The sequence below is a fragment of the Microtetraspora sp. NBRC 13810 genome (assembly GCF_030268685.1).
In the GTDB taxonomy this organism is placed as follows: domain Bacteria; phylum Actinomycetota; class Actinomycetes; order Streptosporangiales; family Streptosporangiaceae; genus BSRQ01.
Genome location: NZ_BSRQ01000026.1, coordinates 1 through 21,845 on the forward strand (window position 1 = coordinate 1; position 21,845 = coordinate 21,845).

Annotated in this window: 16 protein-coding genes; 15 read left to right on the forward strand and 1 reads right to left on the reverse strand. The window is 72.5% G+C overall.

The annotated features are described in order from the left end of the window. The first annotated feature begins 177 nt into the window (after nt 1–177). The 15 genes from QSK26_RS35965 (at nt 178) to QSK26_RS36035 (ending at nt 18,208) form a co-directional block, all read left to right on the forward strand. Nucleotides 178–1,908, forward strand: coding sequence for a peptidoglycan D,D-transpeptidase FtsI family protein (locus QSK26_RS35965; RefSeq protein ID WP_502888795.1), 1,731 nt, complete (start codon nt 178–180; stop codon nt 1,906–1,908). Between the two features lie 40 nt (nt 1,909–1,948). After that, nucleotides 1,949–3,484 carry a UDP-N-acetylmuramoyl-L-alanyl-D-glutamate--2,6-diaminopimelate ligase gene (locus tag QSK26_RS35970; RefSeq protein WP_285779813.1) on the forward strand — a complete coding sequence of 512 codons (1,536 nt, stop codon included), beginning with the start codon at nt 1,949–1,951 and terminating at the stop codon, nt 3,482–3,484. Further along, a complete protein-coding gene (locus tag QSK26_RS35975; RefSeq protein WP_285779814.1) occupies nt 3,481–4,854 on the forward strand; it encodes a UDP-N-acetylmuramoyl-tripeptide--D-alanyl-D-alanine ligase in 1,374 nt (457 codons plus the stop codon). The genes QSK26_RS35970 and QSK26_RS35975 overlap by 4 nt, the downstream gene beginning before the upstream one ends. Beyond that, nucleotides 4,851–5,912, forward strand: coding sequence for a phospho-N-acetylmuramoyl-pentapeptide-transferase (gene mraY / locus QSK26_RS35980; RefSeq protein ID WP_285779815.1), 1,062 nt, complete (start codon nt 4,851–4,853; stop codon nt 5,910–5,912). The genes QSK26_RS35975 and mraY overlap by 4 nt, the downstream gene beginning before the upstream one ends. After that, nucleotides 5,909–7,291, forward strand: coding sequence for a UDP-N-acetylmuramoyl-L-alanine--D-glutamate ligase (gene murD, locus QSK26_RS35985; protein WP_285779816.1), 1,383 nt, complete (start codon nt 5,909–5,911; stop codon nt 7,289–7,291). Before mraY ends, murD begins: the two co-directional genes overlap by 4 nt. Beyond that, entirely contained in the window at nt 7,288–8,595 is a 1,308-nt protein-coding gene (gene ftsW / locus QSK26_RS35990) for a putative lipid II flippase FtsW (RefSeq protein WP_502888788.1), read from the forward strand. The genes murD and ftsW overlap by 4 nt, the downstream gene beginning before the upstream one ends. Nucleotides 8,596–8,614: 19 nt before the next feature. Next, on the forward strand, nt 8,615–9,715 hold the full coding sequence (gene murG, locus QSK26_RS35995) for an undecaprenyldiphospho-muramoylpentapeptide beta-N-acetylglucosaminyltransferase (protein ID WP_285779817.1): 1,101 nt from the start codon (nt 8,615–8,617) through the stop codon (nt 9,713–9,715). Nucleotides 9,716–9,758: 43 nt separating this feature from the next. Continuing rightward, on the forward strand, nt 9,759–11,165 hold the full coding sequence (murC, locus tag QSK26_RS36000) for a UDP-N-acetylmuramate--L-alanine ligase (RefSeq protein ID WP_285779818.1): 1,407 nt from the start codon (nt 9,759–9,761) through the stop codon (nt 11,163–11,165). After that, on the forward strand, nt 11,162–11,899 hold the full coding sequence (locus QSK26_RS36005; RefSeq protein ID WP_285779819.1) for a cell division protein FtsQ/DivIB: 738 nt from the start codon (nt 11,162–11,164) through the stop codon (nt 11,897–11,899). Before murC ends, QSK26_RS36005 begins: the two co-directional genes overlap by 4 nt. 227 nt (nt 11,900–12,126) lie before the next feature. Beyond that, entirely contained in the window at nt 12,127–13,554 is a 1,428-nt protein-coding gene (ftsZ, locus tag QSK26_RS36010) for a cell division protein FtsZ (protein WP_285779820.1), read from the forward strand. A gap of 126 nt (nt 13,555–13,680) precedes the next feature. Further along, entirely contained in the window at nt 13,681–14,385 is a 705-nt protein-coding gene (locus tag QSK26_RS36015) for a YggS family pyridoxal phosphate-dependent enzyme (RefSeq protein ID WP_285779821.1), read from the forward strand. Nucleotides 14,386–14,506: 121 nt separating this feature from the next. After that, nucleotides 14,507–14,998: a cell division protein SepF gene (locus QSK26_RS36020; RefSeq protein ID WP_285779822.1), complete on the forward strand. Its 492-nt coding sequence runs from the start codon at nt 14,507–14,509 to the stop codon at nt 14,996–14,998. A 95-nt stretch (nt 14,999–15,093) separates the two neighbouring features. Beyond that, nucleotides 15,094–15,381, forward strand: a complete 288-nt coding sequence (locus QSK26_RS36025) for a YggT family protein (protein WP_285779823.1) — start codon at nt 15,094–15,096, stop codon at nt 15,379–15,381. Nucleotides 15,382–15,430: 49 nt separating this feature from the next. Continuing rightward, nucleotides 15,431–16,306, forward strand: coding sequence for a DivIVA domain-containing protein (locus QSK26_RS36030; RefSeq protein ID WP_285779824.1), 876 nt, complete (start codon nt 15,431–15,433; stop codon nt 16,304–16,306). 45 nt (nt 16,307–16,351) lie between these two features. Then, the gene (locus tag QSK26_RS36035; RefSeq protein WP_285779825.1) at nt 16,352–18,208 is read left to right on the forward strand and encodes a hypothetical protein; all 1,857 of its coding nucleotides are present in this window, start codon (nt 16,352–16,354) and stop codon (nt 18,206–18,208) included. Nucleotides 18,209–18,552: 344 nt separating this feature from the next. Here the strand turns inward: QSK26_RS36035 and ileS are convergent, their stop codons facing one another. Further along, nucleotides 18,553–21,720, reverse strand: a complete 3,168-nt coding sequence (gene ileS / locus QSK26_RS36040; RefSeq protein ID WP_285779826.1) for an isoleucine--tRNA ligase — start codon at nt 21,718–21,720, stop codon at nt 18,553–18,555. Nucleotides 21,721–21,845 lie beyond the last annotated feature (125 nt).

The window sequence follows — 21,845 nt, forward strand, 5'->3', positions numbered from 1 at the left end:
GCGGGGGAGGAGGCGCGGTCGCGCCGCCCGGTGCGCCGGCCGGCGGCGGAGGAGCCGCGCCGGCCCGCGGGCCCGCCGCGTGGCCGGCCGCCGCGGGCGGAGGAGGAGACCTGGGCGCCGGGACGGCAGCCCGCGCAGCCCCCGCGACCCCCCCGGCCGCCGGTCCGCCCGCCCACGATGCTGCGCCTGGGCAACCCGCGCCGCAGGATCAGCGTCGGCATGATCGGCATGACCTTCCTGATGTCCATCCTGGCGGGCAGGCTCGTCCAGTTGCAGGGCCTCGACTCGAAGGTCTACGAGCAGCGGGCCGCCGAGCAGCGGGTGCAGCCCGAACGGCTCCCCGCGCGGCGCGGGCCGATCACCGACGTCAACGGGCACGAGCTGGCGGTCACCGTGGAGGCCAGGGAGATCTCCGTGGACCCGACGCTGATCTCGGCCGAGCAGCGCGCCTCGGTGGCCGCGGTGCTGGCCAGGGATCTCGGCAGGCCGCAGCAGGAGATCGCCACCGCGCTGGCCAGGACCAACACCCGTTACCAGCTCCTGGCCAGGGACGTCGCCCCCATGGTGGCCGAGAAGGTGCTCGCCCACGACTACCGCGGCGTCAGCAGCAAGGCCCAGTACCGCCGCCTGTACCCCGGCGACGACCTGGCGGGCAGCCTGGTCGGCTTCGTCGGCGTCGACGGGAACGGCCTCGCCGGTGTGGAGAGCGCCTTCGAGAAGACGCTGGCCGGGCGGGACGGCCGGCAGAGCATCGAGGTCGGCGCGCAGGGCCAGCGCATCCCGATGACCAGGGACACCACCCAGGCGCCGGTGCCGGGCAGGGAGGTGCGCCTGACCATCGACCGCGACATCCAGTGGGCGGCTCAGCAGGCCATCGCCGACCAGGTGAAGGCGACCGGGGCGCGCAGCGGCAGCGTGATCATCATGGACGTGCGCGACGGCCGGATCCTCGCCATGGCCAACGCCCCCGAGCTGGACCTCAACAACTGGCAGAAGAGCCCGCAGGAGCTGCAGATCAACCGGGCGGCGGCCGAGGTGTTCGAGCCGGGCAGCACCAACAAGGTGATCACCGCCGCCGCCGCGATGGAGGCGGGCGCGGTGAAGCCGGACACGGTGTTCACGGTGCCGGACAACATCCGCTGCGCCGACCAGGTCCTGCGCGACTCCCACCCGCACAAGCCGGAGCGGCTCACCTTCTCCGGCGTCGTCGCGACCTCCAGCAACGTGGGCACGATCATGGCCGCCGAGCGGGTCGGCGACGAGAAGCTCTACGACATGCTCAAGGCGTTCGGCTTCGGCACGCGGCCGGGCGGGGGAGTGCCGGGCGCCCAGGCGGGCCTGCTGCCCGACTGGCGGGGCTGGTCGGGCAGCCAGCGCTGCACGGTCGCCTACGGCCAGGGCGTCTCGGTGACGGCGCTGCAGATGGCCAGCGTCTACCAGACCATCGCCAACGGCGGCGTGCGGGTGGCGCCGCAGATCGTGGCGGGCGTGGCCGGCGAGGACGGCAAGGTCGTCCCCGCCGAGCCGGGCAAGCGGACCAGGGTGGTGACCGAGCAGACCGCGAAGCAGATCGCGGGCATGCTGGAGGCGGCCGTGGGCGAGGACGGCACCGGCAACCTCGCCGCGATCCCGGGGTACCGGGTGGCGGGCAAGACGGGCACGGCCATGCGGTACGACGAGAAATGTCAAGGTTATTGTGGATATACGGCGACATTCGTTGGGTTCACGCCGGCGGACGCGCCGCGCCTGGTGGCCCTCGCCGTGCTCCAGGACCCGCACAACGGACATTACGGTGGCGAGATCGCCGCGCCGGTGTTCAAGAAGGTGATGACGTTCGCGGTAAAGAGCAGGAAGATCCCACCCACCGGTACGACCCCGCCTCCGGTGCGGATACGCACCGATGAGTGACGAGTGAGGGTACGCTGCCGCCGTGCGTCCCCCGTCGTCCATGCGTCCAACGACCAGTCCGCCCCGGCCGCTGTCCGGGCTCGCGACCCTGCTCGGCGCGCCGTCCGGCACGCCCAAGGCGCCGCTCGCCGCGGTGACCGGAGTCACCATCGACTCCCGCCGGGTCTGCCGCGGTGACCTCTACGTCGCGTTGCCCGGGAGGTCGGCGCACGGCGCCGACTTCTCCGCCGAGGCCCTGGCGGCCGGAGCCGCGGCCATCCTCACCGACCCGCAGGGCCGCGAGGCCGCCGTCGCGACCGGCCTGCCGGTGCTCGTCACCCCCGACCCCAGGGCCGTGCTCGGCCAGGTGGCCGCGTGGGTGTACGGCGAGCCGTCCGACGACGTGATGCTCATCGGCGTGACCGGCACCAGCGGCAAGTCCACCTGCACGTTCCTGCTGGAGGCCGGCCTGCGGGCCGCGGGGCACCGGGCGGGGCTGGTCGGCGGCGTCGAGATCCACGTCGGCGACCTGCGCCTCGCCTCCTCGCTCACCACCCCCGAGGCCAGTGACCTGCACGGCCTGTTCGCGCTGATGCGCGAGGAGGGCGTCACGGCGGCCGCCATGGAGGTCTCCAGCCACGCCCTCGCGCTCGGCCGGGTCGGCGGCATCCACTACGACGTGGCGCTGTTCACCAACCTGTCCCAGGACCACCTGGACTTCCACCGGGACCTCGACGACTACTTCTCGACCAAGGCCCGGCTGTTCACGCCGGAGCTGAGCCGGGCGGGCGTGGTCAACTTCGACGACCCGTACGGCCGGGAGCTGGTCCACCGGGCCAAGATCCCGGTGACCACGTTCTCCGCGGAGGGTGACGCGGCGGCCGAGTGGCGGGCCGTGGACGTCCGGCTCGGCGGGGACGGCAGCGCCTTCCGGGTGATCGGGCCCGGCGGCGTCGAGGCGGACGCCACGGTGGCCCTCCCCGGGCCGTTCAACGTCGCCAACGCCCTCGGAGCCGTCGTGGCCCTCGTGGAGGCGGGGATCCCGCTCCAGGCCGCCGTGCACGGCGTGGGCGCCCTGGGCGGCGTACCGGGCCGTATGGAGCGGATCACCGCCGGTCAGGACTTCCAGGCGATCGTCGACTACTCTCACAAACCGGGTGCCGTGGAGTCGGTGCTGCGCTCCCTGCGGAAGGTCACCGCGGGCAGGCTCACCGTGGTGCTCGGCTGCGGCGGCGACCGCGACCGGGGCAAGCGCCCGATGATGGGGGAGGCCGCCGCCCGCCTCGCGGATGTGGCGATCTTCACCAGTGACAATCCCCGGTCGGAGGACCCACTGGACATCCTGTCCGCCATGCTTGAGGGAGCGCTCCTGGTGCCGGGGCACGCCCGGGCTCATGTGATCATGGAGCCCGACCGTGCCGCCGCCATCGGCCTGGCCATCGACCGGGCAGAGCGGGGAGACGTCGTGGTCGTGGCGGGCAAGGGCCACGAGCAGGGCCAGTACATCGCCGGCGAGGTGCTCCCGTTCGACGACCGGCAGGTGGTCGCGGAGGCCATCGGCCGCAGAGCTGATACGGAGAGTAGGGAAGAAGCATGATCCCGTTGCCTCTTGGCAGGATCGCCGAGATCACATCGGGGGCCCTCATGGGCATGGCCGACCCCCACACGCTGGTACGGGGGCCCGTGGTGATCGACTCGCGTGCCGTCGAGCCGGGATCCCTGTTCGTGGCGATCAAGGGCGCCAGGGCCGACGGCCACGACTTCGCCGCCGCGGCCTGCGCGGCCGGGGCCACCGCGGTGCTGGCCGCGCGCCCGACCGAGGCGCCCACCGTGATCGTGGGCGACGTGGTGACGGCGCTGGCCGAGCTGGCCTCGGCGGTGCACGCCGAGCTGCCCGCCGCGACCGTGATCGGCGTGACCGGCTCGGCGGGCAAGACCACCACCAAGGACCTCCTGGGCAGGCTCACCGCCCGGATCGGCCCGACCGTCGCCCCGGCCGGCAACTTCAACAACGAGCTCGGCCACCCGCTCACGGTCCTCAAGGCCGACGAGTCCACGAAGTACCTCGTCCTGGAGCTGAGCGCCCGCGAGATCGGCCACATCGCCTACCTCGCGAGGATCGCGCCCCCCCGGATCGGCGTGGTGCTCAACGTCGGGACCGCCCACCTGGGCGTCTTCGGCGGCAGGGAGGCGATCGCCCAGGCCAAGGGCGAGCTGGTGGAGGCCCTCCCCGAGGACGGCGTCGCCGTGCTCAACGCCGACGACCCCTACGTGCGCGGCATGGCCGGGCGCACCAAGGCCCGGGTGACCTGGTTCGGCCGCTCGGCCGACGCGGCCGTGCGCGCCGAGGACGTCACGGTCGACGAGCGCGGCCGGGCCCGCTACACGCTGCGCACCCCCTCGGGCGCGGCCCCGGTGGCGCTGCGCCTGTACGGCGAGCACGCCGTGGAGAACAGCCTGGCCGCCGCCGCGGCGGGATACGAGCTGGGCCTGCCGGTCGCCACCATCGCGGGCGAGCTGTCGGAGGCCGAGCCGGGCAGCCGGTGGCGGATGGAGGTCACCGACCGGGCCGACGGCGTCACGGTGATCAACGACGCCTACAACGCCAACCCCGACTCCATGCGCGCCGCCTTCGTGGCGCTCGGCGACCTCGGCCGCGAACGGCGCAGGTTCGCGGTCATCGCCGCGCTGCGCGAGCTGGGCGAGGAGAGCGAGTCGCTGAACGAGCAGGTCGGCCGGCTGGCCGGCGGCGCGGGCCTGACCGGCCTGATCGTCGTCGGCCCCGACGCGGAGCCGGTCCTCGCCGGCGCGGCCGGGGCGCCGCTGCTGCACGTGCCGGACGCCGAGACGGCGGCCGCGCAGCTCGCGCCCAGACTCGGGCCGGGAGACGTGGTCCTGATCAAGGGACCACGGGCACTGGGACTGGAGCGGGTGGCCGAGCTGCTGCTGGGAGGTGAGCACCAATGAGGGACATCATCGTCGCGGCGGCCGTCGGGCTCGTCCTGTCCATGATCGGTACGCCGATCGCCATGCGGCTGTTCTCCCGCCGGGGCATCGGCCAGAGCATCCGCGAAGAAGGCCCCTCGGGCCACTACGACAAGCGCGGCACGCCCACCATGGGCGGCACCGTGATCGTCATCGCCGCCCTCCTCGGCTACGCCGCCTCGCACGCGGCCACGTCCTCCACGCCGACCGTCTCGGGACTGCTCGTGCTGTTCCTGATGACCGGCCTCGGCATGGTGGGCTTCCTGGACGACTTCATCAAGATCTACAAGCAGCGCAGCCTGGGCCTGCGCAGCGGCGCCAAGGCGTTCGGCCAGCTCGTGGTGGGCGCGATCTTCGCCGTGCTGGTGGTCCGCTTCCCCAACGCCTACGACATCACGCCCGCCGAGACCCGGCTGTCCTTCCTGCGCGACTTCGGCCCGCCGTCGATCGGCATCGTGGCGTTCACCATCTGGGTGCTCGTGATGATCGTCGGCTTCTCCAACGCGGTGAACCTCACCGACGGCCTCGACGGCCTGGCCTCCGGCGCGACCGGCGTGGTGCTCGCGTCCTACGTGCTGATCGGCAACTGGCAGCTCAGGAACAGCTGCGTCACCCAGCTCGGCCCGCACTGCTACTGGGTGCGCGACCCGCTGGACCTCGCCGTCGTCGCCGCCTCGGTGCTCGGCGCGCTGGTCGGCTTCCTGTGGTGGAACGCGCCGCCCGCCAAGATCTTCATGGGCGACACCGGCTCGCTGGCCCTCGGCGGCGTGATCGCCGGTCTGGCCGTCACCACCCGGACCCAGCTGCTGCTGGTCATCCTCGCCGGTCTGTGCGTCATCATCACGCTCTCGGTGATCATCCAGGTCGGCTTCTTCAAGATGACCGGTAAACGGGTGTTCCGGATGGCTCCGTTGCAGCACCACTTCGAGCTGGCGGGCTGGGCCGAGACGACGATCGTCGTCCGGTTCTGGCTCATCGCCGCGCTGTGCGCCGCGGTGGGCCTCGGGTTGTTCTACGTGGAATGGATGCCCAGGGCATGACCGTCGCCGTCGCCGGGCTCGGCGTCTCGGGGCAGGCCGCCGCCCGGATCCTGGCCGCCAGGGGCGAGCGGGTCGTGGTCCTGGAGGCCCGCCGCGGCGAGCGGCAGCTCGCCGCCGCCGCGGAGCTGGCCGCGCTGGGCGTCGAGGTGCGCTTCGGCGAGCCGGACGAGCCGCCCGAGGGCACCTCGCTGGTCGTCACCTCGCCCGGCTGGCGGCCCACGCACCCGTGCCTGACCGCCGCCGCGCGCGCCGGGATCGAGGTCATCGGCGAGGTCGAGCTGGCCTGGCGGCTGCGCCCGGACGGCGCCGCCCCGTGGCTGGCGCTCACCGGCACCAACGGCAAGACGACGGCCGTGCGCATGCTGACCTCGATGCTCACCGCCGCGGGGCACAAGGCCCTCGCGGTGGGCAACGTGGGCACGCCCATCGTGGAGGCGGTGCTCGGCCCGCACGAGGTGCTCGCCGTCGAGCTGTCCAGCTTCCAGCTGCACTGGTCCTCCAGTCTCGCCCCGCGGGCCGCGGCGGTGCTCAACGTCGCGCCCGACCACCTCGACTGGCACGGCTCGATGGCGGAGTACGCGCGGGCCAAGGGCCGGATCTTCGAACGCGCCGGGACCGTCGTCCACAACGCCGACGACGAGGCCGCCGCCGCGCTGGCCGAGCCGTACGGCGGGCAGGTGTCCTTCACGCTCGGCGTGCCCCGGCCGGGGCAGCTCGGGCTGGTGGAGGACCTGCTGGTGGACCGGGCGTTCGTGGCCGACCCGGTGGGGGCCGCCGAGGAGCTCGGCACGCTGGCCGACATCCGGCCGCTCGCGCCGCACAACGTCGCCAACGCCCTGGCCGCCGCCGCCCTGGCCCGCGCCCACGGCGTCCAGGCGGAGGCCGTACGGCGGGGCCTGGCCGGTTTCACGCCCGACCCGCACCGGATCGCCACGGTGGCCACCTTCGGCGGCGTGCGATACGTGGACGACTCCAAGGCCACCAACCCGCACGCGGCGGCGGCCTCCCTGGCCGCCTACCCCTCGATCGTCTGGGTCGCCGGCGGGCAGCTCAAGGGCGCGGACATCGACGACCTCGTCCGGCGGGCGGCCCCCAGGCTGCGCGGGGCGGTGCTGCTGGGCGCGGATCGTGCTCGAATTCGGGAGGCTCTGGCGCGACACGCCGCGAATGTCCCCGTGGTGGAGGTGCCGGGGCAAGACACTGGTGTCATGGATCGCGTCGTCACCGAAGCCACCAGGCTCGCCGCCCCCGGAGACACCGTGCTGCTCGCCCCCGCCGGGGCGTCGCTGGACATGTTCGACGGTTACGGAGCGCGGGGGGAGGCCTTCGCGTCCGCCGTGCACCGCCTGGCGGGCCCGGAGGACGGGCGGCTGGGATGACCGCGGAGTCCGCCCACCCGGTGGCGCCGCGGCGCCGCGGCGCGAACGGGAAGGGGTGGCTGCGCGAGCAGCTCGCCCCGGTGATGGACCTGCTCGACCGGCCGCTGACCTCCTACTACCTGATCATCGGGTGCAGCTCGCTGCTGCTGGCCCTCGGGCTGATGATGGTGCTCTCCGCCTCCAGCATCGAGGCGCTCCAGGAGACGGAGACGCCGTTCTACTGGTTCCTCAAGCAGCTGCTCTTCGCCGCGCTGGGCGTGCCGCTGATGTGGGTGTGCTCACGGCTGCCGCAGCGGTTCTTCCGGCTGGCCGGCTACCCGCTGATGGCGCTGTCCATCCTCGGCCTGCTGATCGTGATCTTCGTCGGCACCTCGCAGCTCGGCGCCCAGCGGTGGATCGACATCGGCCCGTTCTACCTCCAGCCCTCCGAGCCGGCCAAGCTCGGGCTGGCGCTGTGGGGGGCCGACCTGCTCGCCCGCCGGGCCAGGGCCGGGCGGATCGAGTGGCGGCAGCTGCTCATCCCGCTGATGCCGGGCACCGCGATCATCGCGATCATGGTCATGCTCGGCCGCGACCTCGGTACCACGCTGGTCCTGTTGCTGATCTTCCTCGCCCTGCTCTGGGTGGTCGGGGTGCCGCTGCGGCTCTTCGCCGGCATCCTGGCGGTCGCCGTGCTGGCCGCCGCCATCATGATCATAGTGGAGCCCTACCGGCTGGCGCGGGTCAGCTCCTTCCTGTTCCCCTGGGAGGACGCGCAGGGAGACGGCTACCAGTCGGTGCAGGGCCAGATCGCCATGGGCTCGGGCGGCTGGTTCGGGCTCGGGCTGGGCAGCAGCCGGCAGAAGTGGAGCTGGCTGCCGCACGCGGAGAGCGACTTCATCTTCGCCATCCTCGGCGAGGAGCTCGGCCTGGCCGGCACGCTGGCCGTGGTGGCCCTCTACGGCCTGCTGGGGTACGCGGGGCTGCGGGTCGCGTCCCGGGTGAACGACCCGTTCATCCGGCTCGCCTCCGCCGCCATGGTCGCCTGGATCGCCGGACAGGCCATCGTCAACATCGGCGCGGTCATAGGCGTCCTGCCGATCACAGGCATCCCTTTGCCATTGGTGTCTTATGGTGGTTCAGCCCTGTTGCCCACTCTGGCGGCGCTTGGCATGTTGTTGTCGTTCGCCAGACGAGAGCCCGGGGCGCGCGAGGCTCTGGCCGCGCGTGGCCCGGGACCGGTGGCGCGGGCTCTAAGCTGGCTTGGCCTGGGTGGTCCGGCGGCGAAGAATCGTCGTGCGGGGCGCGCGACGCACAATCGATAGGTGAAGTGAAAGGACCGACATGAGGGTGGTCCTCGCAGGCGGCGGGACGGCTGGCCATATCGAGCCTGCGCTGGCCCTGGCCGACGCGCTACGCCAACTGGACCCGAACATCGGGATCACCTGCCTTGGCACCGAGCGCGGCCTGGAGACCCGGCTGGTTCCGCAACGCGGCTACGACCTGCAACTGGTGCCGGCGGTGCCGCTGCCACGGGCGATCACGCCCCAGCTCCTCACCGTCCCCGGGCGTCTCGCGGGCGCGATCAACGCCGCCGCGGGCATCATGGACCGGGTCCAGGCCGACGTGCTGGTGGGCTTCGGCGGCTACGTCGCCACACCCGGCTATCTCGCGGCCCGGCGCAGGGGGGTGCCGATCGTCGTGCACGAGGCCAACCCCCGGCCCGGCCTGGCCAACCGCCTCGGCGCCCGGCTCACCGAACACGTGTTCACCGGCCACCCGGAGGCCGCGCTGCCGCACGCCGAGTACGTCGGCATCCCGCTGCGCCGCGACATCGTCAACCTCGACCGGCTCTCGACCGGGGACAAGGCGCGCTCCTGGTTCGGGCTGGAGGCCGACCTGCCGACCCTGCTGGTCTTCGGCGGCTCGCAGGGCGCCCGCTCGCTCAACCGGGCCGCCCTCGCCGCCGGTTCGACCCTGCGCAACGCCGGCATCCAGGTCCTGCACGTGATCGGCCCCAAGAACACGCTGGAACCGCACGAGGAGCCCCCGCCCGGCGACCCGCAGTACGTCGTGCTGCCCTACGTGGACCGGATGGACCTCGCCTACGCGGCCGCCGACTTCGCGCTCTGCCGCAGCGGGGCGATGACCTGCGCCGAGCTCACGGCCGTCGGCCTGCCCGCGGCCTACGTGCCGCTGCCGCACGGCAACGGCGAGCAGCGGCTCAACGCCGCCCCGATCGCCCAGGCCGGCGGCGGGCTGCTGGTGGACGACGCGGACCTGACCCCCGAATGGATCGTGCGGAACCTGTTGCCCATCCTGTCCGACCCCGAGCGGGTGGCGATGATGTCGGAGGGCGCGGCCAGGATGGGCCGCAGGGACGCCGACGTGACGCTGGCCCAGCGCGTCATGCGCATCGCGGCCGCCTCCCGTGGGCAGCGATGATGAGGAGGGGCACGATGTGCGAGCGAGGAACGGTGAGCGTTCGATGAGTCTGGTCAAGCTGGTCGATCCGATCGCGGCCGGTGATCTCGGGCGGGTCCACTTCATCGGGATCGGCGGGTCCGGCATGTCGGGCATCGCGCGCATCCTTCTCAAACGTGGAGTCGCGGTCTCCGGCAGCGACGCCCGCAGCTCCGAGCTGGTCGCCGAGCTGCGCGGGCTGGGCGCGACGGTGTACATCGGGCACGCCGCCTCGCACATCAAGAGCGTCGACACCGTGGTCGTCTCCACCGCCATCCGGGACTCCAACCCGGAGCTCGGCGAGGCGCTGCGCCAGGGCCTGCGGGTCATCCCGCGGGCCGCCGCGCTCGCCGCCGTCATGGCGGGACGCAACGCCGTGGCGATCGCCGGCACGCACGGCAAGACCACCACCACCTCGATGCTCACCGTGGCGCTGCAGAAGTGCGGGGCCGACCCGTCCTACTGCGTGGGCGGCCAGCTCGTCACCACCGGCCTGGGGGCCGACGAGGGCACCGGCGAGGTCTTCGTCGCCGAGGCGGACGAGAGCGACGGCTCCTTCCTCATGCTGGCCCCGCGGATCGCGGTGGTCACCAACGTCGAGGCCGACCATCTGGACAACTACGGCGATTCCCGGGCGGTGCACGACAGCTTCGCGCGCTTCGTCGAGCGGGTCGGCCAGTCCCTGATCGTCTGCGCGGACGACCCGGGCGCGGCGGCCCTGGTGCCGATCGCCCGCTCGCGCGGCCTGACCGTGCGCACGTACGGCGAGGCCGAGGACGCCGACTTCCGGGTCGGCGGCATCACCCCCGACGGCTTCGGCGTGGTCTTCGAGGTGGCGGGGCACGGCCCGGTGCGCCTCGCGGTGCCCGGCCGGCACAACGCGCTCAACGCCGCCGCCGTCGTCGCCGTGGCGGCCGAGCTCGGCCTGCCCTTCGACGAGATCCGCGACGGGCTGGCCGCCTTCACCGGGGCCAAGCGGCGGTTCGAGGCCAAGGGCGAGGCGGGCGGCGTCGCCGTCTACGACAGCTACGCCCACCACCCGACCGAGCTGACCGCCGACCTGCGGGCGGCCCGCGACGTGGTGGCGTCCTACTCCGGCTCCGGCCGGGTCATCGCGGTCTTCCAGCCGCACCTGTACTCCCGGACCAGGTTCTTCGCCGACGAGTTCGGCGCCGCGCTCGGACTCGCCGACGAGGCCATCGTGCTCGACGTCTACGGCGCCAGGGAGGACCCCGAGCCCGGGGTGTCCGGCGCCCTGGTGGCGGGCAAGGTCCCGCTGCCGCCCGAGCGGGTCGCCTACGTCACCGAGCGGTCGGCCGTCCCCGGCGTGGTCGCCGGGCGGGCGCGGCCCGGGGACATCGTGCTCACCATGGGCGCGGGCGACGTCACCGAGCTCGGCCCGCGCATCGTGGCGGAGCTGTCCGAGCGGTGACGCCGTCGCAGGAGCCGGGCGGGCCCGGCGAGGAGGACGAGGACGAACCGGCCGGCCGGAGCCCGCGCCGCCAGCACTGGCGCACCGTGTTCATCGTGGTGCTGACCGCCGGAGTGGTGGGCAGCGCCACGTGGCTGGTGTTCTTCTCGTCCGTGCTGGGGGTGAGCCGGATCGAGGTTGTGGGAAATGTCACCGTGGACCGGACCCGCATCCAGCAGGCGGCAGGCGTGCCGATCCGGCATCCGCTCGCCACGGTCGACCTCGCCGCGGTCCAGGGCAAGGTGCTCGGCATCCAGCAGATCGAGTCGGCCACCGTCGACCGGTCCTGGCCGGGCACCCTGCGGATCAAGGTGGTGGAGCGCCGGCCGATCGCGGTGATCCTTGCCCAGGGCAAGGCGGCCCTGATGGACCGGCACGGCGTGGTGACCGAGATCAGGACGGTCCCCCCGCCCCGGCTGCCCATCCTGCGCGTGGACCGTCCGGGACCGGGTGATCCGGCGACCAGGGCGGCCCTGTCGGTGATCGACAGGTTGCCCGAGGGGCTGGCCGTGCGGGTGCAGGCGGTGCGGGCCGCCAGCGCCGAGAGCGTCTCGCTGATGCTGCGGGACGGCCGGTCGGTGGTGTGGGGCGGCGCGGACCGCTCGCGCGACAAGGCGCGAATATTGGACACGCTGCTGCGGCGCCCCGCGAACACCTACGATGTGAGTTCCCCCGAGGTCGTGACCGTGCAGTGAGCGCGACCCGGGCGGAGCGGCGTGCGAAAAGGACAGTGCGCGACACGCCGGGCGTGGTTGCGGCGCGGTTAGTTGACCCGCCTAGAGCGTAACTCCTACTGTCCGTATCAATCCTCAGGTTGACATAAATCTAAATCTCAACTTGAGGGTGAGAGTTTTGGAATCGCGGTCGCGGCGTCGCCGTACCGCTGGAAATCGCAAGTCAACGAGCGGAAAGGCCCCTCGTCGTGGCAGCACCGCAGAACTACCTCGCGGTCATCAAGGTCGTCGGCATCGGCGGCGGCGGTGTCAACGCCGTCAACCGAATGATCGAAGAGGGACTCAAGGGCGTCGAGTTCATCGCCATCAACACCGACGCCCAGGCGCTGCTGATGAGTGACGCAGACGTCAAGCTGGACGTCGGCCGCGAGCTCACACGCGGCCTGGGCGCGGGGGCCAACCCCGAGGTGGGCCGGAAGGCCGCTGAGGACCACCGAGAGGAGATCGAGGAGGTCCTCAAGGGTGCGGACATGGTGTTCGTCACCGCGGGGGAGGGCGGCGGCACAGGGACCGGCGGCGCGCCCGTGGTGGCCGGCATCGCCCGCTCGCTCGGCGCGCTGACCATAGGCGTCGTGACCCGGCCGTTCAGCTTCGAGGGACGGCGCAGGGCGATGCAGGCCGAGGCCGGCATAGAGACGCTGCGTGACGAGGTGGACACCCTCATCGTCATCCCCAACGACCGGCTGCTGTCGATCTCCGACCGGCAGGTGAGCGTCCTCGACGCCTTCAAGGCGGCCGACCAGGTGCTGCTCTCCGGTGTGCAGGGCATCACCGACCTGATCACCACGCCCGGTCTGATCAACCTCGACTTCGCCGACGTCAAGTCGGTCATGTCCGGTGCCGGTTCGGCGTTGATGGGCATCGGCCACGCCAGAGGGGACGACCGCTCGGTCGCGGCGGCCGAGATGGCCGTCTCCAGCCCCCTGCTGGAGGCCAGCATCGACGGCGCCCACGGCGTGCTGCTGTCCATCGCGGGCGGGTCCGACCTGGGCCTGTTCGAGATCAACGAGGCGGCCCAGCTCGTCTCCAACGCGGCGGCCACCGACGCCAACATCATCTTCGGCACGGTCATCGACGACGCCCTCGGCGACGAGGTGCGGGTGACGGTGATCGCGGCCGGCTTCGACGAGCCGGCCAAGGAGACGCCCGCCGCGCCCACCGCTCGGCAGCAGCCCGCGCGCCCCGCGCCCGCCGCCCCGCCGCCCGCGCCCGCCCGGCCTCCGGCGCCGAGCGTCAAGGCGGAGCCGCGTCCCGAGCCGCGCATGGAGTCGCGCTTCGACCCGCGTCCCGAACCCCGGCCCGAACCGCGTCCCGAGGCCCGCCCCGAGCCGCGACTCGAGTCGCGCTTCGAGCCGAGGTCGCCGGAACCGCGGCCCGAGTCCCGGCCCGAGCAGCACGCCCCGGTGCGTCCCATCGGCGCCGGACTGCCCGCCGAGGCGGCGTCCGCCGCCCAGGAGGACGACGACTCCTCGCCGGTGGCGATCCCGCGGCCGACACCCGAGCCGCCCACCCCGCCGACGCCGATCAACTCCCGGCTCTCCGAGCCCGCCCGGCGCCGTCCGGTGGTCTTCGAGGAGCAGGAGGAGGAGCTCGACGTCCCCGACTTCCTCAAGTGACATTCCTCACCCCGGGCCGGGTTCGAGCCGCTCCGGGGCGAGGTGCACGATGGATGCCGCCAGAGTCGTCCGCCACGGTCATCCGCGGATGACACCTTCCGGGACGAGTGAGCGGGCGGCGGACGAGTGAAGGACCTTACACGGCGGGATCAGATCGCGGGCGGGCTCGCCGAGGTCGAGGCCAGGATCGCCGCCGCCTGTCAGGCGGCGGGCCGGGCCCGTGACGAGCTCACGCTCGTCGCCGTGACCAAGACCTATCCCGCCTCGGACGTGCGGATCCTCGCCGGGCTCGGCGTCGGGGACGTGGGCGAGAACCGCGACCAGGAGGCCGCAGCCAAGGCGCAGGAGTGCGCCGACCTGTCGCTGACCTGGCACTTCGTCGGCCAGTTGCAGACCAACAAGGCCCGCTCCGTGGTGGCGTACGCGGACGTGGTCCATTCCGTCGACCGGATCAGGCTGGCCGCCGCCCTGGGCCGCGAGGCCGTCCACGCCGGACGCGAGGTCACCTGCCTGGTACAGGTGGCCCTGGACGACGACCCCGCCCGTGGCGGGGCCCGCCCGGCGGACGTCCCGGCGCTGGCCGACGCGCTGGCCGGGACCGAGGGGCTGCGGCTCGGCGGGGTGATGGCGGTGGCCCCGCTCGGCGCGGACCCCGTCAAGGCGTTCACCAGGCTGCGCGAGGTGGCGGGGACGGTGCGCGCCGCCCATCCGGAGGCCGGTATCGTCTCGGCGGGAATGAGCGGTGATCTGGCCGAGGCGATCGCCTGCGGCGCGACACACCTTAGGGTCGGTACGGCGTTGCTCGGTCGTCGCAAGCCCTTCGTCAGGTAATGTCCTTCCAAGTGTGGACCTTGCCGTCCACGCTCCAGTAGGGGTCGAATCAGCGGCCGGCTTCAGGGGGTAGAGCTTGCCGCAAACGGACCTTCAACGCACGACGGAGGACGAAGTAGCGATGGCCGGCGCGATGCGCAAGATGGCGGTCTACCTCGGTCTCGTGGAGGACGACCGCTACGAGAGGTACGAGAGCTACCCCGAAGACGACTACGACGAGTACGACGAGTCGAGACGGGCCGAGAGCGCGATGGCCGAGCGCGAGGAGGACACCGACGCCGGTGTGCCCGCCCCCCGGCCCGCGACCACCGTCATCGAGCGCCGTACCACCGACCTCGCCAGGATCACCACCCTGCATCCCCGCACGTACAATGAGGCGAGGACGATCGGCGAGCACTTCAGGGACGGCACGCCGGTGATCATGAACTTGACGGAGATGGTTGACAGCGACGCCAAGCGGCTGGTCGATTTCGCGGCAGGTCTCGTCTTTGGCCTACACGGCAGCATCGAACGTGTTACGAACAAGGTGTTCCTGTTGTCCCCGGCCAATGTCGAGGTGACCGCCGAGGACAAGGCTCGAATCGCGGAGCGCGGGTTCTTCAACCAGAGTTAGAGTTCCACTTAGCACGTGAGGAACCACCCCAGTGGCTCTCGGCGCCGCCGGGGATGGGGATGGTGGCAGGCCAGGGACGGAGGCACGGCAACACGGTGGGGATCGTTGGCGAGATCTTGGTGATTGTCCTGTCGATCTATCTGGTGCTGCTGATCGGCCGGATGATCTTTGAGACGGTTCAGGCGTTCGCCCGGCAGTGGCGGCCTACCGGGGTGGTGCTGGTGGTGGCGGAGGCCACATACACCGTGACCGACCCACCTCTCAAGTTCCTCCGCCGTTTCATTCCGCCACTCCGGTTGGGTACGGTGGCCTTTGACCTAAGCTTCACAGTGCTCTTTATTGTGGTCTTGGTCTTGATCCGACTCGTGTCCGCGCTTCCATGACGGGTACCGTCCCTCCCGGACAGACTCCAAGCGCGCCAAGGAGACCGAAATGCCGCTGACGCCCGCTGATGTGCGGAACAAGCAGTTCAGTACGACCCGGCTGAGGCCGGGCTACGACGAGGAAGAGGTAGACGCCTTCCTCGATGAGGTGGAGGCCGAGCTCGACCGCCTCATCCAGGAGAACGAGGAGCTCCGCGCCAAGCTGTCGGAGTGCATGCGGGGCAAGGTCCCCGGTGGCATGGGAATGGCCATGGCGCCCGCGCCGGTGGCCGAGCCCAAACCGGAGATGATGGCGCCGCAGCCCGAGCCGATGAAACCGCCGGAGCCGCAGCCCCAGCCGCAGCAGCCCGTCCCGGTCGGCATGGGCATGCCCCCCGCCGAGGACAACATGGACACCGCGGCCCGCGTGCTCGCGCTGGCCCAGCAGACGGCCGACCAGGCGATCGCCGACGCCCGCCGGGAGGCGGACGAGACGGTGACCCGGGCCCGCCGTGAGGCCGACGAGATCCTCGGCAAGGCCCGCCGCCAGGCCGAGCAGATCATCGGTGACGCGCGCGCCCGCGCGGAGACCCTGGAGCGCGACGCCCAGGAGCGCCACCGCCAGGCGATGGGCTCGCTGGTGCAGACCCGTGACGAGCTGGACCGCAAGGTCGAGGAGCTGCGCAGCTTCGAGCGGGAATACCGCAGCAGGCTCAAGCTCTACCTGGAGAACCAGCTGGCCGAGCTCAACGTCGCGACCGAGGGCAGCGGTGGCTTCCCGATGGTCGGCGGCCAGATGCCCGGTCCCGCGCAGGGGATGCAGCACGCCGTGGCGCCCGGCGCCCAGCAGCCGCTTCCCGGAGGTCCCGGCAACCCTTTCGGTGAGCAGCCGCAGCACCAGGGGGCTTTCCAGACGGCCGACGGTCCGCACAACGACCGCAGGTAAGCTTCGGGTCAACTTCCTTCCTGACCCGTAAGCGGGAGTTTCCCTGTGATCTTTGTCAGCGCTGGGTTCGTGTTCGCGGCGATCGTTTTGCTGATCGCGGGGTTCGTGCTGGCCGAGCCGGTCCTGGTCATGTGGTCGATCGTGGTCAGCGTGCTGTCCGCGGTCTTCCTGTTGATCGCGGTCCTGCTGAAGCGGCACGAGCTGTTCCCCCGCGGTGGGCACGACGAGGGTGCGAAGGTGCCGGTCGCACCTCCGTCCGTCCCCCACCCCACCGGTCCGATGGCGCCGCCCGTGATGGCGCCGCAGGGCTACCGGCAGGGTGCGGCGACGCTCACCGCTCCGCACCGCGCCCCTCACATGGCCACCGGGACGGCGTCCGCCGTCGCGGGACGCGCATCCGGGATCTCCCCGGACGCGATCGTCCTGGTCATCCCCGGGCGCAAGCGCTACCACGTCGCGGGCTGCCGTCAGCTCGCCGGCCGCGGTCACGAGGAACTCACTTACGAAGAGGCGAGGGAAGAGGGCTTCACGCCGTGTACGGCGTGCCTGCCCGACGCCGCTCTCGGTGGGGTCCAGACACCCCCCGCCACCGAGCCCGCGCCGTCCCGCGGCGAGACCGCACCTCCCGCCGGACCGTCGCCGTACGAGTCCACCGGTCGTCAGACCCCCGGTCAGGGAGGCCGCCAGGACCTCGGAGCCCAGACCTTCGAGTCCACCGGCGCCCCCGCCTCCCCATCCCTCCAGACCCCTCCATCCGGGACCTCTCCGTCCGGGACCCCTTCATCCGGGACCTCTTCGTCGGGCCGTGGTTCCGCCGCCGGGGGCTCCCCGCCGGTCCACGTCTCGTCCTCGGTCCCGTCCCTTCCGGTCCAGGCATCCCCCTCCGGCTCACCGGCTTCCAGCTCCCCGGGTGGTGACGTTCCCCGTCCCCCGGAGCGCCCACGTCCCGAAGCACCGGCCCACACCGCCGCCGACACGCCGGGACGTATCGCGCCCGACATGCCGGGTCGCGCCGTCGCCGACTCGCAGGGACGCATCGCCTCCGACCCCCCGGGCCGCACCGGGTCCGAGGCCCCCGGCCGCTCCGGTCCGGAGTGGCAGGGCCGCGCAGGAGCCACCGACCGTGCTTCCGAGGTTCCCGGTCGTGCCTCCGAGGTCTCCGGCCGCACCGGGTCCGACGCAACGGGCCGTGCCGGGTCCGATGTGGTGGGCCGTGGTGCCGGGGTACGCGGCCGTGGTGAGGTCGACTCCCAGGGGCGTTCGGACTCCCAGGGGCGTGCCGGCTCCGCGGGCCGCGCCGAATCCCGGGAGCGTGCCGAGTCCCAGGAGCGGTCCGGATCCGCCGGGCGTCCTGTTCCCGGCGCACCTTTCCCGTCCCAGAGCTCCGCTCCGGGCGCCTCCGCCCCGGTGTCCCATGGCGCCGGCGCGTTCGCGGCCTCTGCCGCCTCCAAGCCTTTCGCCCCGGGGGGTCCTCTCCCCGGCGCCCGCCCCGGGCCGGGTGAGCCCGCCGAGGGAGAGTCCTCGTCGTCGGCGACCATCTCGTGGTTCAGCCGCCAGGACTCCGACCCGGACGACGCCGCCTCCTCAGCTCCCGGCGGCGACAAGAAGAGCGACAAGAAGCCCGACCGCGCGGCCCCCGCCTCCGCCGCCCGCACCGGTTCCCCGGCCGAGCCGATCGTCCACGTCGAGCCGCCGTCCCGTGGCGGGTTGCCGGCCCCTGGCGCGTCGCCCGGCTCGTCGGCGAAGCCGGCCACGGATGCCGCCTCGGGCAGGCCGTCCGGGGACCGGGCGCCCTCCCAGCCCGCGCCCGCCCAGTCGCAGGCCCCGGACCCGCTGGACGAAGAGCCCTCCACGGCCCCCACGCCCCACCCGAAGGCGAAGGACCCCCGCCCCGGCGAGTAACTCTCACTCCCGCAGGCCCGTCGCCGGGTCTGCTACGACAGCGTGGGCACACCGCCAGACGAGAGCACGGGAGCGTGGGGCACACCCACAGACGAGACCGCAGGGGGCGTGGGCACACCGCCGAGGCGGTCCTGCTGCGCCCAGGGCCTGTCGCCACGGTCGCCTGTAAGGGACGGACCCGGGCCCGCCGTGGACCGTCCCCTATGCCTGCCGTACAGGGCCGGGTTCACCCGGTTTCCTGGCGGCCGGGGGCGGTGGGAAAGGAGTGGGCCCTCCTCTGGCGGTGGGTGCCGGGGGAGGGCCCGTGGTTCAGGGTTCTCCTCGCTGGGCGGCGAGGGGGTGGGTCAGGCGGTGGTGCGGCGGAGCTGGAAGGTGAGGCCGAGGTCGGGGTCCTGGTGCTGGGGGAGGGTGCCGGCGGTGCCCTCGGTCATGCTGAGGGCGAGGACCTCGCCCGCGACCGCGCCGCCCTGGGTGCGGAGCGCGGTGGCCAGGTCGGGGTCGGTGGCGGTCCACCACAGGTCGATCCGGTCGGTGATGGCCAGGCCGGTCGACTTGCGGGCCTCCTGGACGAGGCGGATCACCTCGCGGACCAGGCCGGCCCGGCGCAGGTCGTCGGTGATGGCGAGGTCCAGCGCGACGGTCTCGCCGGTGCCGGTGCCGATCGCGCCGCTCTCCACCGCCCAGCCGGCCTTCGGCTGCTCGGTGACGATCACGTCGTCCGGGCCGAGCTCGACCACGCCCACCTCGCCGGCGTCCAGCGTCACCGGCCGGCCCGCGCGCAGCGCGCCGGCCACCGTGGCCGGGTCGGCGGCGGAGACGGCGGCGGCGACCACCTTCGTCTGGGAGCCGTACCGCTTGCCCAGGGCCCGGAAGTTGGGCTTGACCGTGAACGCCACCAGATCGGCGGAGAAACCGGACAGGTCCTCCAGCGACTCGACGTTCAGCTCGTCGGCGATCAGGTCGCGCAGCTCGCGGGACAGCCCGGACCAGCCGGGAGCGGCCACGAGCGCCCGGCCCAGCGGCTGGCGCGTCCTGACCCCGGAGGAGGCCCGCGCCGAGCGGCCCAGCTCGACGAGGCGACGCACCAGCGCCATCCGCTCCGACAGGGCCGGGTCCACCAGCGCCTCGTCGGCGACCGGCCAGCTGGACAGGTGCACCGAGGAGGGCGCCTCGGCGGCGCGCAGCACGTCCCACACGTAGTCGGTGAGGAACGGCGTGATCGGCGCCATCAGCCGGGTGACCGTCTCCAGGCACTCGTACAGGGTGGCGAACCCGGAGGCGTCGCCCGCCCAGAACCGGCGCCGGGAGCGGCGCACGTACCAGTTGGACAGGTCGTCGAGGAAACCGGCGAGCCTGCGCCCGGCGCGCGCGGTGTCGTACTCCTCCAGGGCGGCGGAGACGTCGGCGACGGTGCGGTGCAGTTCCGACAGCGCCCACCGGTCGAGCAGCGGGCGTTCACCGGGCGGCGGCGCGGAGGCGAGGGCGGACGGCGACCAGGACTCCGTGTTGGCGTAGAGCACGAAGAACGACGCGGTGTTCCAGTAGGTGAGCAGGACCTTGCGGACGATCTCCTCCAGCGCCGCGTGGCCGACCCGGCGGGGGGACCACGGGGAGCCGCTGGCCGCCATGAACCAGCGCAGGGCGTCGGCGCCGTGCCGGTCCATCATCGGGATCGGCTGGAGCACGTTGCCCAGGTGCTTGCTCATCTTGCGGCCGTCCTCGGCGAGGATGAGGCCGAGGCACAGCACGTTCTCGTACGCGGAACGGTCGAAGACCAGGGTGTTCACGGCCATCATCGAGTAGAACCAGCCGCGGGTCTGGTCCAGCGCCTCGCAGATGAACTGCCCGGGGAACGCCTTCTCGAAGAGGTCCTTGTCGACGTGCGGCGCCCCCCACTGGGCGAACGGCATCGAGCCCGAGTCGTACCACGCGTCGATGACGTCGGGCACCCGGCGGGCCTCCTCCCCGCAGGTGGGGCAGGGGAAGGTGACGTCGTCCACATAGGGCCGGTGCGGGTCGAGCGCGGACAGGTCACGGCCGGCGTGCCTGCCCAGCTCGGCGAGCGAGCCGACGCAGGTGACGTGCGAGTCGTCGGCGGTGCACACCCACAGGGGCAGCGGCGTGCCCCAGTACCGCGACCGGGACAGCGCCCAGTCCACGTTGTTGCGCAGCCATTCGCCGTAGCGGCCGTGCTTGATCGTGTCCGGGTACCAGGTGGTCTTCTCGTTCTCCTCCAGCAGGCGGTCCTTGATCGCCGTGGTGCGGATGTACCAGGAGGGGAGCGCGTAGTAGAGCAGCGGCGTGTGGCACCGCCAGCAGTGCGGGTAGCTGTGGTCGAAGTGGCCGCCGCGGAACAGCAGGCCGCGGCCCCGCAGGTCCTCGGTGAGGGCCGCGTCGGCGTCCTTGAAGAACTGGCCGCCGACCATCGGCACGTCGGGCAGGAAACGCCCGTCGGGGCCGATCGGGTTGACGACCGGCAGGCCGTACCGCTTGCAGGTGGTCATGTCGTCGGCGCCGAAGGCGGGCGCCTGGTGGACCAGGCCGGTGCCGTCCTCGACGGTGACGTAGTCGGCCAGCACCACGTAGTGCGCGGCCGGGATGTCCACCAGCTCGAACGGGCGGCGGTAGGTGGTGTGCTCCAGGTCGGCGCCGAGGAAGGACGTCACCCGCTCGGCGTCCTCGCCGAGCACCGCGGCGACCAGCGGCTCGGCCACCACCAGCAGCTCGTCGGACCCCGCGGCGCGGGCCACGACGTAGGTCTCCTCGGGGTGTACGGCGACAGCCGTGTTGGACACCAGCGTCCACGGCGTGGTCGTCCACACGAGCAGGGACGCGCCCAGCTCGGCGAGCGGCCCGGACTCGACGGGGAACCGCACGTAGACCGACGGGCTGGAGACCGTCTCGTACCCGCCCGGCTGGCCGAGCTCATGGTCGGACAGGCCGGTGCCGCAGCGCGGGCAGTAGGGCGTGATCCGGAAGTCGCGGAACAGCAGCTCCTTCTCCCAGATCGTCTTGAGCGACCACCAGACGGCCTCGACGTAGGAGGCGTCCATCGTGCGGTATGCCTGGGCGGTGTCCACCCAGTAGCCCATCCGCTCGGTCATCGCCTCGAACGCGTCCACGTGCCGCAGGACGCTCTCGCGGCAGCGCGCGTTGAACTCGGCGATGCCGTATTCCTCGATGTCCTTCTTGCCGGTGAGGCCGAGCTCCTTCTCCACGGCCACCTCGACGGGCAGGCCGTGGCAGTCCCAGCCGGCCTTGCGCGGCACGTGGTAGCCGCGCATGGACCGGTAGCGGGGGAAGACGTCCTTGAAGACGCGGGCCTCGACGTGGTGCACGCCGGGCATGCCGTTGGCGGTGGGCGGCCCCTCGTAGAAGATCCAGGAGGGTCCCGTGGCGTTCTGCTCCAGCGAGCGCTCGAAGACCTTCCCGTCGCGCCATCGCTCCAGCACCTCGTGTTCGAGGGCCGGCAGATCGACCTGCGCCGGTAGGGGGCGGAAATAAGATGACATCGTGGGCGGACCTCCACGCGAAAGCCTGGTTTTACCCTGCGTGGAGGGACGAAGCCCGGGGGCTCCGCGGTACCACCCTCCTTGGCCCACGCCGAACGTGAGGCCCACTCGTTTATCGTGCTGCC